The organism is Streptomyces sp. 5-10, from assembly GCF_014712245.1.
GTDB lineage: Bacteria > Actinomycetota > Actinomycetes > Streptomycetales > Streptomycetaceae > Streptomyces > Streptomyces violaceusniger.
On record NZ_JACVYG010000026.1, the window covers coordinates 26,212 to 42,852 of the forward strand.

Here is a 16,641-nt window from a genome sequence, read left to right on the forward strand (position 1 = left end):
GCCGCCCCCGGCCGGAGGTACCGTATAGACACCAGGAGCATTTCGCACAAACCGGCCGGATTCGCTCCAGCTGTGGGCCCCGGCCCCAGGGAGTGAGCACCGTGGAGACCCTGATCACCGTGGTCGTCATCCTCGCGCTGATCGCCGTGGGCGCCCTGCTGATCCACCGGACCAATGTCCAGAACGGCAACCGCATGTCCCCCGAGAGCCACGAGACCCTCCCGGGCGGCGGGCGGCCCCGCCACCGCGCCTGGGGCCGCGGCCGGCAACACCGGGGCCACCGAGTGACCCCTCCCCCACCGCAAGACCGCCGACTCTGAGCCCACCCGCAACCCCGCCACGCGCAAGCGTCCCCCGCAGGGCGTCCGGCGGACCACGCGGCTGAGCCACACCCATGCCCCGAGAAGGGGCGAAGCCCCACCCCGGGGTCTGAGGCGAAGCCCCATCCGGGGCCCGGGGCAGAACCCCCATCCGGGGGCTGGGGCGGAGCCCCGATCCGGGGGGCTGGGGCAAAGCCCCGATCCGGCGCCCGAGACAGAACCCCCATCCGGCGCCCGGGGCAAAGCCCCCATCCGGCGCCCGGGGCAGAACCCCGATCCGGGGGCTGGGGCGAAGCCCCGATCCGGGGCCCGGGGCGGAGCCCCGGTTTCGGGAAGGGGCGGGGAGGGGAAAAGCCCGCCGCAGGCGCCACGCCCCGTCGCCCCCCTAGTCCTCCTCCGCACGCAGCGCCTCATCCAGCGTGGCCACCGGCCGGAGCACATCCAGCATCCTCCCCGCCCGCAGAGTGCGGAGGATCAAGGCGTCGTCGCAGACCAGCCGCATCCGCCCGCCCCGCTCTCGCACACGCCGATGGGCCCGGCACAGCAGCCCCAGCCCCGAGCAGTCGAAGAAGGCGGTCGGGCGTAAGTCCACGATCACCGCGGGCCCGTCCCCGGCCGTGGCCGCGTCCAGCGCCGGTCCCACACTGCCCACCCCGGCGATGTCGATCTCCCCGTGGAGCTCCACGACGGTGTACCCGCCGACCCGGTGCGTGCGGACCCGAGGAGCGGCGGCATCCACGACGGTGGTGTCCCCGACGGCGGCATCCCCGGCGATGGCGTCCCCGGCGATGGTGCCCCCAGCGATGGCGTCCCCAGCGGCGGCATCCCGGACGGTGGCGCCCCCGACGCCGACATCCCCGGCGGAGGCGCCCCCGGCGGCCACCTCCCCGCCGACGCCGTCCTGAGTGGCAGCGGGATCCCCGTCGGAGGTCCGGATCCGGTCGACCGGACCTGGGCCCGCGGGCTCCCCCGCGGCGCCCCGGGCACCGCGATCCAGCGGCACCGGCGCATCACGGGGAGCGCCTTGCTGCGTCATCGCGATATCCCCTCGGAACGGCACACTGCCCCCTCTCACCTTCGTCAGGTCCCGGAAGCGGGCAGGGTCGGGCATCGGGTGCGGAATCCGCCGGGTCCTCAGGCGACGTCCCGCGAGCGTAAGGGGGTGACCCCCGGTTACAGAGGGAGGGACGCAGCATTCCGCCGGTAAAGACCGCTCGTCCGAGTGAATTTCGGTTCTTACTATTGACACTTGGTCAGATGCAGCCTAAGCGAAGGCGTCACCGCCCCCTCCCGCCCCCGGACCCGCCGCGCCCGCGATCGCCGGAGTCAGATCTTCCAGTACCTCGAAGGCATCGTCCAGCCGAACCATGCGCAGCAGCCGCAGAAAGCGCGGATCGCTGATCACGAGCCGAAGCCGCCCGTCCCGCTCCAGCACGCGATTGCGCAACCGGCACAGTAACGACAATCCGGCGCAGTCGAGGAATGTGACCGGTCGTAGGTCCAGGATCAGATCCGGGCACCGCGCCTGAACGAGGGAATCGAGCCGAGCCACGATCCGCCCCACGGCGAAGATGTCCAGCTCTCCCGCGATCTCGGCGACGGTGACACCGCCGAGCGCATGGACTCGGACGCCGAAGGCGGGCCGATCATCGAACATGCAAGCCTCCTTGACCTGGTGGAGGCGCGCGACACCGGAGCCCGCGGCCACGCCGGTCATCGCCGGGGTCCAGGCCGGCCCTTCAGTAGATGACATACCCATCTACCAGCTGACCAGTCAACGAAGGTCCCGGCACGTGTCGTTGGCCTATTAAGGCCCCTCGGCCGCGAACCGTTACTCGCCGGTAAAGCAGAGGCCTTCTCATGTCCACCGTCAGCCGTGAACATGCCACCCGGCAATCGCCTCGACGCGAAGGAAGTGACCGATGACAGCAGGACGCGTGCGATCACGGCGGCTCGGCATGACGACGGCGGGCATGACGACAGTGGTCGTCGCCCTCGCCATCGGCATCGGCGGAACGGCCACCACGGCGACCGCCGCCACGCCCGGCACCACCGGCCCCACCGCCACCACGGCGGCCACGGCCGCCACGGCCGCCACGGCGGCCACGGCCGCGCCGTCGAGCGCCACCGCCGCCGAGGAGGTCGACTACGAGACCTGGCAGCGTGACGTTCGCGCCATCATCGACGAGCAGGCCCGCCCGTACATCGAGGAGCGCACCGCCGACCCCTCGGGCGAGAAGCGGGCCATCGTCCTGGACATCGACAACACCTCGCTGGAGACGGACTTCGGCTTCAGCTACCCCCAGCCCGCCGTCGAGCCGGTCCTGAAGCTCGCCCAGTACGCCCACGACCGCGGTGTGGCCATCTTCTTCGTCACCGCGCGCCCCGGCATCATCTACCTGCCGACCGAGTACAACCTGGAGAAGGTCGGCTACTCGGTCGCCGGTCTGTACGTACGCCATCTGCCGGACCTCTTCCAGGACGTGGCGGAGTACAAGACCGCCAAGCGGGCGGAGATCGAGAAGAACGGCTACACAATCATCGCCAACATCGGCAACAGCCCCACCGACCTCACCGGTGGCCACGCCGAGAAGTCCTTCAAGCTCCCGGACTACGACGGCCAGCTGTCCTGAACCGACCGCCCTGAGTCGGCTCTGACCGACCGCCCCGAGTCGGCTCTGACCGACTGCCCCGAGTCGGCTCTCCTGTGTCGGCTGAGTCGGCTCTCCTGAGCCACGGCCAGAGGTCATCCCCCTCCGCCACGACCCCCGGCACCCGCCGGGGAAAGGCCGGGAACTCCAGATCTTGGCGCCCAAGATTGGTGAGTAACCCGAGCGCACGGCACGTCTGCTCCGCTCAAGACTGGACACACCGCAGACTGTCCGTCGAGATCTCCGCAAAATTGCGCGGATACGTCGACACTGGCGCGAAGGGGATGACCGATGACCGGCTCGCACGTACTGGCGCTCGGCCACTACCAGCCCGCGAAGGTGCTCGGCAACGACGACCTCGCGGCCATGGTCGACACCAGCGACGAGTGGATCCGCAGCCGGGTGGGCATCCGCACCCGCCATCTGGCCCGCGCCGACGAGACGGTCGACGAGATGGCCTCGGCCGCCGCCGCCAAGGCGCTGGCCCACAGCGGGCTCGCCCCCTCCGACATCGACCTCGTGCTCGTCGCCACCTGCACGGCGATCGACCGCAGCCCCAATATGGCGGCCCGGGTCGCCGCCCGGCTCGGGCTGGCCCGCCCCGCCACCATGGACCTCAATGTGGTGTGCGCGGGCTTCACCCACGCCCTCGCCACCGCCGACCACACCATCCGGGCCGGGGCGGCCACCGCCGCCCTGGTGATCGGCGCGGAGAAGTTCAGCGCGGCCACCGACTGGACCGACCGCTCCACCTGCGTCCTGACCGGCGACGGCGCGGGCGCGGCCGTGGTGGTGGCCGCCGAGCGGCCGGGCATCGGCCCGGTGGTGTGGGGTTCGGTCCCGGAGATGGGCGGCGCGGTCCGCATCGAGGGCACGCCACCCCGGTTCGCGCAGGAGGGCCAGACGGTCTACCGCTGGGCCACCACCCATCTGCCGCCGATCGCGCGTGAGGTGTGCGAACGGGCCGGGCTCTCCCCGGAGGACCTGGCCGGTGTCGTACTGCACCAGGCCAATCTGCGGATCATCGAGCCGGTCGCCCGCAAGCTGGGCGCGGTCAACGCGGTGATCGCCCGCGATGTGGTGGAGTCCGGCAACACCTCGGCGGCCAGCATTCCGCTCGCCCTCTCCAAGCTGGTCGAGCGCGGCGAGGTGCCCTCCGGGGCCCCGGTGCTGCTCTTCGGCTTCGGCGGCAATCTGTCGTACGCGGGCCAGGTCATCCACTGCCCGTGAGGGTGCCCCTGGCGACCCTCGCCATCCCGCCTCGAGGTCCGATTCGTTCAAGACCGGCCGCCCGGGCGCTCCCTACGCTGCCCGTATGACAGCACGATTCGACGCCATCGGCCTGGTCGTCGCCGACATGGCCGCCTCCCTCGCCTTCTACCGCCGCCTCGGCCTCGACATCCCCGCCGACGCCGACACCCAGCCCCATGCCGAGGCCGCCCTGCCCGGCGGGGCGCGGCTGATGTGGGACACCGTCTCGACGGTGCGCTCCTTCGACCCGGAGTGGACGCCCCCGAACGGCTCCCACCAGGTGGGGCTGGCCTTCGCCTGCGACAGCCCGGCCGACGTGGACAAGACCTACCAGGAGCTCGTGGAGGCGGGGGTGCGCGGCAAGCTGGAGCCGTGGGACGCGCCCTGGGGCCAGCGCTACGCCACGGTGCTCGACCCCGACGGCAACGGCGTCGACCTCTTCGCCCCGCTACCCGCCTGACCCCCGCAGCAGACGCCCCAGGGGCACCCCCGTCAGCGCCCTGACATCGCGGGCGAGATGGGCCTGGTCGGCGTAGCCCGCCGTGGCCGCGACCTCCGCGAAGGGGAGGCCGGTGCGCGCCAGGTCCAGGGCCCGGTTCAGCCGGAGCACCCGGCCCAGCGTCTTGGGTCCGTAGCCGAACGCGGCGAGGGAGCGGCGGTGCAGCTGCCGCTCCCCCAGGCCCACGGCGGCGGCGATCCCGGCCACTCCCGTCCCGTGCGAGACCCCCGCGACGATGGCGGCGAGCACCGGATCGGGTGGTTTCGCCGTCCGCAGCCGACTGAAGGCAGCCTCCTCCAGAAGGCGCCCCGCGGCCGTCGGCCCGGCGGCGATCCGCTCGGCCAGCCGCCGGACCTCCGCGTCCGGCCAGAGCGCGGCCAAGGGCACCCGCAGATCGCGGAGTTCATGCGCCGGTACGCCCAGCACGGCGGGCCCGGTACCGGGCGCGAACCGCAGCCCCACGGCCCGGGTGCCCGGCGGGCCGGGGGCGAGGTGCGCGCGGGTGTCCGGCCCGGCGACCAGCAACTCGCCGTCCGGGCCCGGTCCCGCCTCGCTCCAGATCAGATCCGTGCAGCCGTCCGGGAGCACCCGCTGCGGCCCGGTGCCGGCCGTACGGGTCCACACCACGGCGCCGTGGCCGATCAGCGCCCTCCGCTCCCGGTACTCGCTCGAGGCGCTCAAGGGACCTCGCGCAGATACATCGCGCCGCAGGAGTGGCAGAAGGGCCCCGCGTCGCCCGTGGCCCACAGGTCGGCGGCCTGGGTCTCGGCGTCCGGGTCCAGCTCGCGCCCGCACATCGCGGTCGTGCCGTTCCCGCGGACCATGTGCCAGATCTTGACCGGCGCCCCCGCGACCCGCCCGGAGCTGCCCTCCTCGTATTCGGCGCGCATCTCGTGCTGCATGGCGGTACACCTCCTGCTCACCACCACTACCCTTCCATGCTCCCGCCGCGCCAGGCCGCACGCCACCCCCACCGACGCGCCGTCCGCGCGCCCACTCGCCCGCGCGTCCGCGCCGGAGCCATGCGCCCGCGGCGCGGGGCGTCCGGCGGATCACGCGACAGCCGCATATCGAGGCTTTCCCCTCCCCGCCGCAGGCGGCGCGACCGCCGGGCACCCCCGAAGACGGACCAGCCGGTCAGCGTGGTGAAGTGGTCCAGCGCCGCCACCCCGGCCACCGAGTCGCCGCGGGCGTCCAGACCCGGGCTCCAGACGCACAGCGTGCAGCGGCCGGGCACCACCGCGACGATGCCGCCGCCGACCCCGCTCTTGCCGGGCAGCCCGACGCGGTAGGCGAAGTCGCCCGCCGCGTCGTAGGTACCGCAGGTGAGCATGACCGCGTTGACCCGCTTCGCCTCGCTGCGCGACAGCAGCCGCGAGCCGTCCGCGCGCAGCCCGTGGCGGGCGAGGAAGCCGCCGGCCAGGGCGAGGTCGCGTCAGAGGGAACCTCCCAGCGGTAGCTGGGGGATCATCTCGATCGAGCACTGCCAGAAGTAGTGCTCCAGGACGGTCGGCACGGGGTTGTCGAGGTTGCCGTATCCGGCCATGAAGTGGGCGAGGGCGGCATTACGGTCGCCATGGGCGGTCTCGGAGGCGGCGACCTCCTGGTCGAAGGCGAGGTCCGGATTGCCGCTCTCGGCGCGCAGGAAGTCCAGCATGGTGGTGCTGGCGTCGCCGGTAAGGGTGTGCAGCCGGTCGGTCACCACAAGCACCCCGGCGTTGATGAACGGATTCCGCGGGATGCCGTGCTCGTACTCCAGCTGCACCAGGGAGTTGAAGGGGTTGCCCGAGGGCTCCCGGCCGACCCGCCGCCACAGCTTCTCGCCGTCGTCGGCGAGGACCAGCGCGAGGCTGAACGCCTTGGAGATGGACTGCATGGAGAAGGGCCGCTCCCAGTCGCCGACCCCGGTGACCCGGCCGTCGACGTCGGCGAGGGCGATCCCGAAGCGGTCCGCGTCCACCGAGGCGAGCGCCGGGATGTCCTGGGCCACCCGGCCCCGGCCGATCTGCGGCCTCACATGGGCCGCGACCTCCTCCAGCACTGCCTGGTAGTCCATGGTGCGGTGCGTCTCCTGTTGCGAGGTCGTACGGATGAACCGGTCCGCACGATAACGCGCCCCCCACCATTCATCACCCCATGTGTTTATGGGTGTGCTGCGGGTAAGCAAGCGGGTGAACGAGGCGGGCCGCGACCGGGGCCCGCCACAGGACCAGAACGGAGGCGGGGCATGGCCACACCCATGTCCGCGGGGGACTTCCTGGCGGCGCTGACGAACGAGGGCTTACGGGTGACGCAGGTCGGCGACTGGCGGCACCACAACCGGAACCACAAGGGCCCGTGGGGCCCGGTGCACGGGGTGATGATCCACCACACCGTCACCTCCGGCACCGAGGAGACCGTGGCGATCTGCCGGGACGGCTTCGAGGGGCTGCCGGGCCCGCTGTGCCACGGCGTGATCGCCAAGGACGGCGGCGTCCATCTGGTCGGCTACGGCCGGGCCAACCACGCCGGGCTGGGCGACGACGACGTCCTGCGGGCGGTGATCGCCGAGAAGGCGCTCCCGTCGGACAACGAGGCGAACACCGACGGGAACCGCGCCTTCTACGGCTTCGAATGCGAGAACCTGGGCGACGGCGCGGACCCGTGGCCCGAGGCCCAGCTGGACGCGATCGCGCGGGCCGCGGCGGCCGTGTGCCGCCACCACGGCTGGACCGAGCGCTCGGTGATCGGCCACCTCGAATGGCAGCCGGGCAAGGTGGATCCGCGCGGCTTCACCATGGCCTGGATGCGCGACCGGATCCGCGAGCAGCTCAAGTAACACGCTCACCTACGGAGTGCCCGCCACACGGCGGCTCCGCCCCAGACCCCGGGGCCTGGGGCGGAGCCCGGCCTTCCAGCCGCTCCAGGGGGCACCTTCGAGTGGTAGCTGGGGGAGCTTGAGGAGCGGGGTCTGGGGCGGAGCCCCAGTTGAGGGAAGGGGCGGGGCGGGGAACATCCCACCGCAGGCGGCACGATCCGCCGGACACCCCCTAGCGCCGGTCCGGGCACAGGTACGGGCAGGGGCAGGGGCAGGGGCACCGGCACGGCAGGCGGCCGCGAAGGGGCCAGCACTCAGGCTCCGTCCTCCGTGGCCCCCTCCCGGTAGAGCGCCGCCTCCTCCAGGTCCAGCCGCCGCAGCAGCGACCGCAGCATCTCCTCGTCGATCCGCCGGGCGTCCCGCAGGTCCACGAACACCGCCCGCTCGGCCTCGATCATCTCCCGGGCCAGCCGCCGATAGGTGTCGTCCGCCGATTCGCCGGTCACCTCGTTGACCGCGCCCAGCCGCTCCCACACGGCGTTGCGGCGCTGCTCCAGCACCGTGCGCAGCCGGTCGGCGAGCGGCGACGGCAGGGCGTTGCGCTCATCGGCGAGCAGCTCCGCCAGTCGGCGCTCGGCGGCCAGCGACGCCGTGTTCTGCGCCTGGGCCTCGGCGAGGGTCTCGGCGTGGGGGTCGCGGCCGGGCAGCCCGAGCAGCCGGATCAGGGACGGCAGGGTGAGCCCATGGACCACCAGGGTCCCGATGACGGTGGTGAAGGTCAGGAAGAGGATCAGATTGCGGGCCGGGAAGGGGGCCCCGCCGTGCACGGTCTCCGGGATCGAGAACGCGATGGCCAGCGAGACCACCCCGCGCATCCCGGCCCAGCCGACGACGACCGGCGCCGTCCAGTTGGTGCCGGGCTCGCGCTCACGGATCCCGGGGAAGAGCATGCGCGGCACGAACGTCGACGGGAAGACCCAGACGTAGCGGGCGACCACCACGGCCAGGAAGACGATGGCCGCGTACCAGGCGGCCTGGCCCGCCCCGTACGCCCCCAGGCCACCCACCACGACCCGCAGTTGCAGCCCGATCAGCGCGAACACCGCCGACTCCAGCACGAAGTCGATCATGCGCCAGACCGCCGCCTCCTGGAGCCGGGTGGCGAAGTCGACCTGCCAGGAGTGGTGTCCGAGGTAGAGGCCGACCACCACGACGGCCAGCACGCCCGACGCCTGGACCTGCTCGGCGACGGCGTAGGCGACGAAGGGGATGAGCAGCGAGAGGGTGTTCTGCAGTAGGGGGTCCCGCAGCCGGGTGCGCAGCCAGTGCAGCGGCACCATCAGGATCAGACCGACCACGACGCCGCCGATGGCCGCGAAGGCGAACTCCCGCAGGCCCTCGGCCCAGCTGACGCCCTCCCCCACCGCCGCGGCCACCGCCACCCGGTAGGCGGTGATCGCGGTCGCGTCGTTGAACAGGGACTCGCCCTGGAGGAGCGTGGTGAGCCGGGAGGGCAGCCCGATCCGGCGGGCGATGGCGGTGGCGGCCACGGCGTCCGGCGGCGCGACCACCGCGCCCAGCACGAGGGCGGCGGTCAGCGGCAGCTGCGGGATCAGCAGATGGGCGACCACGCCGACCGCGACCGTCGCGAAGAGCACATACCCGACGGAGAGCAGCGCGATCGGCCGCAGATTGGCCCGCAGGTCGAGGTACGAGCTGTCCAGCGCGGCGCTGTGCAGCAGCGGCGGCAGCACCAGGGGCAGCACGATGTGCGGGTCCAGCGTGTAGTCCGGCACCCCCGGCACGTACGAGACGACGAGCCCGACCGCGACCAGCAGCAGCGGCGCGGGCACCGGGGTCCGGCGCGCCGCGCCCGCGACCACCGCGCTGCCCGCGACCAGCATCAACAACGGCAATACGTCCATCGTCCGGCCCTGTCTCCGTCGGCCGTCCCGACGGTCGTCCATGCTCCGCTCACGCGGCGTTTTAGTCTGGCAATCATGAACGAGTGCCCGCATGTTCCCGCACTGCCGCATCCCGAACCGGAGGCGCTGTCCGACACCTGCCCCGAATGCCTGGCGGTCGGCAGCCATCCCGTCCAACTGCGGAAGTGTCTGGTGTGCGGTCACGTGGGCTGCTGCGACTCCTCGCCGTACCAGCACACCACCCGCCACTTCGAGGAGACCGGCCATCCGGTGATGCGCAGCTTCGAGGAGGGCGAGGACTGGCGCTGGTGCTTCGTGGATCAGCTCATCGTGCTGTGAGATGCCGGCGTGTGGGGAGTCCCGGCTGTGCGAACGCCCTGGTCTTGGCGTTTTCCGCGCAATGTCGGAGATCGGCTGCCGCGTTTGTCGGTGCGGCCCGCTAGCCTTCACCACATGATCCGATCAGCGAAGCCGTCCGACGTTCCGGCGATCCATGCGATGATCCGCGAGCTGGCGGACTACGAGCGGGCTCCGCAGGAGGCGAAGGCCACCGAGGAGCAGCTGCGCGAGGCGCTCTTCGGGGCGCATCCCGCGGTGTTCGCGCTGATCGCCGAGGAGGCCGGTGGCGCCGGGGAGTCCGGTGGCGCCGGGGAGTCCGGTGACTCCGGGGTGTCCGCCGGTCCGGTGGGGTTCGCCCTGTGGTTCCGTAACTTCTCCACCTGGACAGGCACCCATGGCGTGTATCTGGAGGACCTGTACGTCACCCCGCGGGCCCGCGGGGGCGGCCACGGCAAGGCGCTGCTCGCCGAGCTGGCGCGGATCTGCGTGGAGCGGGGCTATGCCCGTTTCGAATGGTCGGTGCTCGACTGGAACGAGCCCGCGATCGGCTTCTACGCCGCGCTCGGCGCGGAGGCGATGGACGAATGGACGGTGCGCAGGCTCTCCGGAGAGCCGCTGCGAGCGCTGGCCGCTCAGGCCATGGGCACCGCCGTGACCAGCGATTTCCTGAGTGAGGCGACATCTCTTTCGAATTGAGACCGCAAACCCTCTAGCCACGCTGCGTACTCATGTGCTTACTATGAGTGATATCGCGGCCTTCTGGGCCGGGGTTCACCCGTGATGGGGGCCGTGCTTCGTCCGGGCGACACCGAACCGCAGATCGCGATAGCGTCGCAGCCAAAGTACATACAGCGCCGGTCCGTACCACCCTCCACCATAAGGGTTCGGGGCCGACGCTCCAATCAGCTCAGCTCAATCAGCTTGTGTCACCTTGGAGGTGAGGGTGTCCCAGATCGCAGGCGAGCCCGGGACCCAGGACTTCGTGGAAGTCCGGCTGCCCGCTGCGGGTGCCTATCTGTCGGTGCTGCGGACGGCCACCGCCGGCCTCGCAGCCCGCTTGGACTTCACCCTCGACGAAATCGAGGATCTGCGTATCGCCGTTGACGAGGCGTGCGCGATCCTGCTGCAGCAAGCCGTGTCCGGCTCCGTGCTGAGCTGCGTCTTCCGCTTGATCGACGACGCACTCCAGGTGACCGTCTCGGCTCCCACCACCGACGGTCGCGCCCCCGAGCGCGACACCTTCGCCTGGACGGTGCTCTCCGCACTGGCGGGCAAGGTGGACTCGACGGTGGCCGAGGACCGAACGGTCAGCATCAGTCTGTACAAGGAGCGCGGCGCCGGCCCCGGACAGCCGTGACGGAACAAGGGGGCTCCGTGAGCACTGCATCATCGCGGGGAGTGGGTACCCCGGCCATCCCGCACCCGCCGGCCCGGCCGCATCCCGCGGACTCGGAGGCGGCAGGAGACCGACCAGAGCGGGCGGACCACATGGATCAGCACGAGCAGGTGCATCAGCAGCACGATCCGCAGGACCGGAGCGGCGCGCGGGCGATGTTCGCCGAGCTGCGACGGCTGCCGGAGGGCTCCGCCGAGCGGGCCGAGCTGCGCAACAACCTCGTGCGTATGCATCTGCCGCTGGTGGAGCACCTGGCCCGGCGCTTCCGCAACCGCGGTGAGCCGCTGGACGACCTCACCCAGGTCGCCACCATCGGGCTGATCAAGTCCGTGGACCGGTTCGATCCGGACCGCGGTGTGGAGTTCTCCACCTATGCGACACCCACGGTCGTGGGCGAGATCAAGCGCCACTTCCGCGACAAGGGCTGGGCGGTGCGGGTGCCGCGCCGGCTTCAGGAGCTGCGGCTGTCGCTGACCACGGCCACCGCGGAGCTCTCCCAGCGCCATGGCCGCGCCCCGACCGTCCATGAGCTGGCCCAGCATCTGTCCATCTCCGAGGAGGAGGTGCTGGAGGGGCTGGAGTCCGCCAATGCCTACAGCACCCTGTCCCTGGACGTCCCGGACACGGACGACGAGTCCCCGGCGGTCGCCGACACCCTCGGCGCGGAGGACGAGGCGCTCGAGGGCGTCGAGTACCGCGAGTCGCTGAAGCCGCTGCTGGAGGATCTGCCGCCGCGCGAGAAGAAGATCCTGCTGCTGCGCTTCTTCGGCAATATGACGCAGTCGCAGATCGCGCAGGAGGTCGGCATCTCCCAGATGCATGTCTCCCGCCTGCTGGCCCGCACGCTCGCGCAGCTGCGCGACAAGTTGCTGGTCGAGGAGTAGCGAGCGAGCACCACTGCTCGCCCGTCGGGCTGTTCCCCTCCCCGCCCCTTCCCGATACCAGGGGCTCCGCCCCTGGACCCCGGGATCGGGGCGGAGCCCCACCACGCGGCGAAGCCGCATACCGACACTGCGGGGAAGAGGCGGATGCCCCGGTCCGGGGCCTGGGGCGAAGCCCCCACCCGGGGCCAGGGGCAGCCCCGTCCAGGACCTGGGGCGAAGCCCCACCACGCGGCAGAGCCGCATACCGACACCGCGGGACCGGGCGGATACCCCGTCCGGCGCCAGGGGCAACCCCGTCCGAAGTCTGGGGCGAAGCCCCACCACGCGGCGAAGCCGCATACCAACGCTGCAGGAAGGGGCGGATGCCTCGATCCGGGGACGGGGGCGAGCCCCGGTCCCGGTCGGGCACAGAACCCCCGCCCGAGGCCAAGGGCAATCCGTCCGGAGCCTGGGCCGGAGCCCCACCACGCGGCGGAGCCGCATACCGACGCTGCAGGTAGGGGCGGATGCCCCGGTCCGGGGCAGGCGCAAGGACCCTCGCCCGGGGCCAGGGGCAGCCTCGTCCGGGGTCTGGGGCGGAGCCCCAGTTGTGGGAAGGGGCGGGGAGGGGAACAGCCCGCCGCAGGCGGAGACCGGCTATGCGTCGCGGGGGCCGATGCCCAGAGCCTCGGTCGCCGTCGGGTTGATCAGCAGCGCCAGGACGGCCAGGGCCGCGACGGCGGTGGCCGCGCCGGCGGCGATCAGCGCGCCGCCGTTCTGCAGCAGCGTCCAGGCCACCGGAAGCGCCATCAGCTGGGTGATCATCGCGGGGCCGCGGCTCCAGCGGCGCCGCAGCCACAGCCCACGGGCCGCCAGCAGCGGCAGCAGGGCCAGCGCGAGCACGGTGACCCCGAGCATCTCCGCCTGCTGCGGGCTCTCCGGATTCCCGGTCAGTCCCATGATCAGTACGTAGACGCCGAAGCCCAGCAGCACCACGCCCTCCGCGGCGGCCAGCACCGCGGCGACGGTCAGCCGGGCGGGGCGGGGCCCGGTGGGCGCGGCGTCGGCGGCACCAGCGGCACCGGTCGCCTTGGCGGCACCGGTCGCCTTGGCGGCACCGGTCGCCTTCGCGGTACCGGTCGCCTTCGCGGTACCGGCAGCGTCGGCCGCCTTGGCGGCCCCAGCGTCCGGCCGACCCGCAGCCTTCCGCGCCGTGGCCCTCTGCGCCTTCTTCGCGGTAGCGGACTTCGCGGTAGCGGACTTCTTACTGCTCACCCCAGCAGCCTAGCCGCCCCCGAGGCGCCCGTACCCTACCCCCCTGGGGCCGGTTGTCCCGGATGGGTAGGCTGGCGCGCATGCGCGCACTCCTCGTGGTCAACCCGGCAGCAACCACCACCAGTGCCCGCACCCGGGATGTTCTGTTCCACGCGCTCGCCAGCGATCTGAAGCTGGACGTGGCGACCACGGAGTACCGGGGGCACGCCCGCGACCTGGCCCGGCGCGCGGTCGACGGCGGCACTCATGAACTGGTCGTGGCGTTCGGCGGCGACGGCACCGTCAACGAGGTCGTCAACGGACTGCTGCACCATGGCCCCGCCCCGCAGGAGTTGCCCCGGCTCGCGGTCGTGCCCGGCGGCTCCACCAATGTCTTCGCCCGCGCGCTCGGGCTGCCCAATGACGCCGTCGAGGCGACCGGCGCCCTGCTGGACGCATTGAGAGACGGCACCGAGCGCACCGTGGGCCTCGGGCTCGCGGGCGGCACCCCGGGCACCCGGGACGAGTCGGTCCCGGCCCGCTGGTTCACCTTCTGCGCCGGGCTCGGCTTCGACGCGAGCGTCATCGGCCGGGTCGAGCAGCAGCGCGAGCGCGGCAAGCGGTCCACCCACGCCCTCTACATACGGCAGATGGTGCGGCAGTTCATGGGGGAGCCGCACCGGCGGCAGGGCACCATCACCATCGGGCGGCCGGGCGAGGACCCGATCGAGGAGCTGGCGCTGTCCATAGTCTGCAACACCTCCCCGTGGACCTTTCTGGGCAACCGCCCGGTCTACGCGGCGCCCCAGGCGTCCTTCGACACCGCCCTCGACGTGCTGGGACTCGCCAAGCTGTCGGCCCCTGCGATGACCCGCTACGCGACCCAGCTGCTGATGTCGACGCCCGAGCGCGGCCCCCGCGGCAAGCATGTGGTAGCCCTCCACGATCTGGAGGACTTCACCTTGCAATCCCAGGCGCCACTGCCGTTCCAGATGGACGGTGACCACCTGGGACTGCGTACGAGCGTGACGTTCACAGGCGTACGCCGTGCACTGCGTGTGATTGTGTGAGTGAGACCGCAAAAAGTCCTTCCAGTCGAACGTTTAGCCTGGACTCCACCCACCGGAAGTACGGCTGTGATCGAGCCGACACCAAGGAATCAAAAAAAACTTTCCGGAAGGGGTTGTATCCGCCGCCGAGGTTTGCGAGTCTCTTCTTGGCGATCGGGACGGCCTTCTGAAAGGCCCCCTTGAGAGCCCGAACCCCCTCCTCATTCCACAGGACCGCACCAGCCCCAACTGGTTCGGCGGCCCTACCCTTGCGGGGGGATTCGTGAAAGCGTTCACATTCACAAGCAACGAGCCCGCAATACGAGGAGATGGAGCAGCCATGGACTGGCGTCACAACGCCGTTTGCCGCGAGGAAGACCCCGAGCTGTTCTTCCCCATCGGCAACACCGGTCCTGCGCTGCTGCAGATCGAGGAAGCCAAGGCCGTCTGCCGCCGCTGCCCCGTCATGGAGCAGTGCCTGCAGTGGGCGCTTGAGTCCGGCCAGGACTCCGGCGTCTGGGGTGGAATGAGCGAGGACGAGCGCCGCGCCATGAAGCGCCGTGCCGCTCGCAACCGGGCACGCAACGCCAGCGCCTGAAGCCCGCACCCCGTGGCCCCCGAGCCGCAGCGCGTAGTAACCCCCATGCGCACAGCATCATGAGCTTTGAGCCCCGGACCAGATGGGTCCGGGGCTCAGTGCTTTCCGGGCTCATAACGATCCCGACAACGGTCCCGATAACAATCCCGATAACAATCCCGACAAGGATGTGTTCAGCACATCAGTGCTTCTCGGCACCCACCGGGAAGTCCAGCATCACCCGGGTGCCGCGCTCCGGCGCGGGCACCATGTCGAACGTCCCGCCCAGCTCCCCCTCCACCAGGGTGCGGACGATCTGAAGCCCCAGGTTTCCGTCCCGCTGAGGGGCGAACCCCTCCGGCAGCCCGCGCCCGTCGTCCTGGACGACCACCACCAGCCGGCTCTCCTCACCGCCGCCCCCGCGCACCGCCGAGACCTCGACCGTGCCCTGCTCCCCAGGACCGAAGCCGTGCTCCAGCGCGTTCTGCAGCACCTCGGTGAGGACCATGGACAGCGGGGTGGCCACCTCGGCGTCGAGGATGCCGAACCGCCCGGTACGGCGGCCGGTCACCTTGCCGGGCGATATCTCGGCCACCATCGCCAGCACCCGGTCGGCTATGTCGTCGAACTCGACCCGCTCGTCGAGGTTCTGCGAGAGGGTCTCATGGACGATGGCGATCGAGCCGACCCTGCGCACCGCCTCGTTGAGCGCCTCCCGCCCCTGCGCCGAGTCCATGCGGCGGGCCTGGAGCCGCAACAGGGCCGCCACCGTCTGGAGGTTGTTCTTCACCCGGTGGTGGATCTCCCGGATGGTGGCGTCCTTGGTGATCAACTCGCGCTCGCGGCGTCGCAGTTCGGTGACGTCCCGCAGCAGCACCAGCGAGCCGATGTGCAGCCCCTTGGGCTTGAGCGGAATGGCCCGCAGCTGGATGACCCCGTCGCCGCCCTCGACCTCGAACTCCCGGGGCGCCCAGCCGCTGGCCAGTTTGACCAGCGCCTCGTCCACCGGGCCGCGCACCGGCGCGAGTTCGGCGGTGGTCTTGCCCAGGTGGTGGCCGACGAGATCGGCGGCGAGGCCCAGCCGGTGGTAGGCGGAGAGCGCGTTGGGACTCGCGTACTGGACCACCCCGTCCGCGTCGAGCCGGATCAGCCCGTCGCCCGCGCGCGGTGAGGCGTCCATGTCGACCTGCTGGTTGGGGAACGGAAACGATCCCGCGGCGATCATCTGGGCGAGGTCGGACGCGCTCTGGAGGTAGGTGAGCTCCAGCCGGCTGGGGGTCCGTACGGTCAGCAGATTGGTGTTCCGCGCGATCACGCCGAGGACCCGGCTCTCCCGCCGGACCGGGATGGACTCCACCCGGACCGGCACCTCCTCGCGCCACTCGGGGTCGCCCTCCCGGACGATCCGGCCCTCGTCCAGGGCGGCGTCCAGCATGGGGCGGCGGCCGCGGGGGACGAGATGGCCGACCATGTCGTCCTGGTAGGAGGTGGGCCCGGTGTTCGGCCGCATCTGGGCCACGGAGACGTACCGGGTGCCGTCGCTGGTGGGGACCCACAGCACCAGATCGGCGAACGAGAGGTCGGAGAGCAGCTGCCACTCCGAGACCAGCAGGTGGAGCCACTCGAGGTCGGAATCGTCGAGTGCGGTGTGCTGGCGGACGAGGTCGTTCATGGAGGGCACGTTGTGAGCCTACCCTCACCTGTGGATTAGCCTATTCGC

18 protein-coding genes and 1 pseudogene are annotated in these 16,641 nt (G+C 71.5%); 11 read left to right on the plus strand and 8 right to left on the minus strand.

The annotated features are described in order from the left end of the window. The first annotated feature begins 101 nt into the window (after positions 1–101). Positions 102–320, plus strand: a complete 219-nt coding sequence (locus IEJ02_RS26165; RefSeq protein WP_191067116.1) for a hypothetical protein — start codon at positions 102–104, stop codon at positions 318–320. 385 nt (positions 321–705) lie between these two features. Here IEJ02_RS26165 and IEJ02_RS26170 read toward each other — a convergent pair whose 3' ends face one another. Together IEJ02_RS26170 and IEJ02_RS26175 are read right to left on the minus strand one after the other, a co-directional pair. Next, complete coding sequence (locus tag IEJ02_RS26170; RefSeq protein ID WP_191067117.1) at positions 706–1,356, minus strand: STAS domain-containing protein; 651 nt, start codon at positions 1,354–1,356, stop codon at positions 706–708. A gap of 228 nt (positions 1,357–1,584) precedes the next feature. Next, positions 1,585–2,037 carry an STAS domain-containing protein gene (locus IEJ02_RS26175; RefSeq protein ID WP_223864436.1) on the minus strand — a complete coding sequence of 151 codons (453 nt, stop codon included), beginning with the start codon at positions 2,035–2,037 and terminating at the stop codon, positions 1,585–1,587. A gap of 205 nt (positions 2,038–2,242) precedes the next feature. Here IEJ02_RS26175 and IEJ02_RS26180 point away from each other — a divergent pair, with 205 nt between their 5' ends. From IEJ02_RS26180 to IEJ02_RS26190, 3 genes are all read left to right on the plus strand, one after another. Beyond that, complete coding sequence (locus tag IEJ02_RS26180) at positions 2,243–2,953, plus strand: HAD family acid phosphatase (protein WP_191067118.1); 711 nt, start codon at positions 2,243–2,245, stop codon at positions 2,951–2,953. A 309-nt stretch (positions 2,954–3,262) separates the two neighbouring features. Then, positions 3,263–4,201, plus strand: a complete 939-nt coding sequence (locus IEJ02_RS26185) for a beta-ketoacyl-ACP synthase III (RefSeq protein WP_191067119.1) — start codon at positions 3,263–3,265, stop codon at positions 4,199–4,201. Positions 4,202–4,286: 85 nt separating this feature from the next. After that, positions 4,287–4,682: a VOC family protein gene (locus tag IEJ02_RS26190; protein WP_191067120.1), complete on the plus strand. Its 396-nt coding sequence runs from the start codon at positions 4,287–4,289 to the stop codon at positions 4,680–4,682. On the opposite strand, the gene IEJ02_RS26195 is transcribed toward IEJ02_RS26190, so the two are convergent. The 3 genes and pseudogenes from IEJ02_RS26195 to IEJ02_RS26205 form a co-directional block, all read right to left on the minus strand. Beyond that, positions 4,671–5,402: a helix-turn-helix transcriptional regulator gene (locus IEJ02_RS26195; protein WP_191067121.1), complete on the minus strand. Its 732-nt coding sequence runs from the start codon at positions 5,400–5,402 to the stop codon at positions 4,671–4,673. The two genes, IEJ02_RS26190 and IEJ02_RS26195, sit on opposite strands and share 12 nt — an antisense overlap. Beyond that, positions 5,399–5,623 (minus strand): hypothetical protein, encoded by a 225-nt coding sequence (locus IEJ02_RS26200; protein ID WP_020868512.1) that lies wholly within the window; start codon positions 5,621–5,623, stop codon positions 5,399–5,401. The genes IEJ02_RS26195 and IEJ02_RS26200 overlap by 4 nt, the downstream gene beginning before the upstream one ends. A gap of 218 nt (positions 5,624–5,841) precedes the next feature. Beyond that, positions 5,842–6,777: pseudogene (locus IEJ02_RS26205) on the minus strand (glutaminase); the annotation flags it as partial. 171 nt (positions 6,778–6,948) lie between these two features. Between IEJ02_RS26205 and IEJ02_RS26210 the strand changes: the two are divergent. Further along, complete coding sequence (locus tag IEJ02_RS26210; RefSeq protein WP_191067122.1) at positions 6,949–7,539, plus strand: N-acetylmuramoyl-L-alanine amidase; 591 nt, start codon at positions 6,949–6,951, stop codon at positions 7,537–7,539. Positions 7,540–7,832: 293 nt separating this feature from the next. Here IEJ02_RS26210 and IEJ02_RS26215 read toward each other — a convergent pair whose 3' ends face one another. Then, positions 7,833–9,443, minus strand: a complete 1,611-nt coding sequence (locus tag IEJ02_RS26215) for a Na+/H+ antiporter (RefSeq protein WP_191067123.1) — start codon at positions 9,441–9,443, stop codon at positions 7,833–7,835. A 75-nt stretch (positions 9,444–9,518) separates the two neighbouring features. Here IEJ02_RS26215 and IEJ02_RS26220 point away from each other — a divergent pair, with 75 nt between their 5' ends. The 4 genes from IEJ02_RS26220 to IEJ02_RS26235 all read left to right on the plus strand — a co-directional run bounded on the left by IEJ02_RS26220 (position 9,519) and on the right by IEJ02_RS26235 (position 12,062). Further along, entirely contained in the window at positions 9,519–9,782 is a 264-nt protein-coding gene (locus IEJ02_RS26220; RefSeq protein ID WP_191067124.1) for a UBP-type zinc finger domain-containing protein, read from the plus strand. Between the two features lie 114 nt (positions 9,783–9,896). Continuing rightward, positions 9,897–10,478, plus strand: coding sequence for a GNAT family N-acetyltransferase (locus IEJ02_RS26225; RefSeq protein WP_191067125.1), 582 nt, complete (start codon positions 9,897–9,899; stop codon positions 10,476–10,478). 247 nt (positions 10,479–10,725) lie between these two features. After that, on the plus strand, positions 10,726–11,139 hold the full coding sequence (locus tag IEJ02_RS26230; RefSeq protein ID WP_014054819.1) for an ATP-binding protein: 414 nt from the start codon (positions 10,726–10,728) through the stop codon (positions 11,137–11,139). Positions 11,140–11,156: 17 nt separating this feature from the next. After that, on the plus strand, positions 11,157–12,062 hold the full coding sequence (locus IEJ02_RS26235) for an RNA polymerase sigma factor SigF (protein ID WP_086886059.1): 906 nt from the start codon (positions 11,157–11,159) through the stop codon (positions 12,060–12,062). A gap of 636 nt (positions 12,063–12,698) precedes the next feature. On the opposite strand, the gene IEJ02_RS48850 is transcribed toward IEJ02_RS26235, so the two are convergent. Then, positions 12,699–13,073: a hypothetical protein gene (locus IEJ02_RS48850; RefSeq protein ID WP_223864448.1), complete on the minus strand. Its 375-nt coding sequence runs from the start codon at positions 13,071–13,073 to the stop codon at positions 12,699–12,701. A gap of 323 nt (positions 13,074–13,396) precedes the next feature. Between IEJ02_RS48850 and IEJ02_RS26245 the strand changes: the two genes are divergently transcribed. Both IEJ02_RS26245 and IEJ02_RS26250 read left to right on the plus strand, forming a co-directional pair. Beyond that, a complete protein-coding gene (locus tag IEJ02_RS26245) occupies positions 13,397–14,365 on the plus strand; it encodes a diacylglycerol/lipid kinase family protein (RefSeq protein WP_191067127.1) in 969 nt (322 codons plus the stop codon). 319 nt (positions 14,366–14,684) lie between these two features. After that, positions 14,685–14,942, plus strand: coding sequence for a WhiB family transcriptional regulator (locus IEJ02_RS26250; protein WP_014054815.1), 258 nt, complete (start codon positions 14,685–14,687; stop codon positions 14,940–14,942). Positions 14,943–15,123: 181 nt separating this feature from the next. On the opposite strand, the gene IEJ02_RS26255 is transcribed toward IEJ02_RS26250, so the two are convergent. Next, a complete protein-coding gene (locus IEJ02_RS26255) occupies positions 15,124–16,593 on the minus strand; it encodes a sensor histidine kinase (protein WP_191067128.1) in 1,470 nt (489 codons plus the stop codon). Positions 16,594–16,641 lie beyond the last annotated feature (48 nt).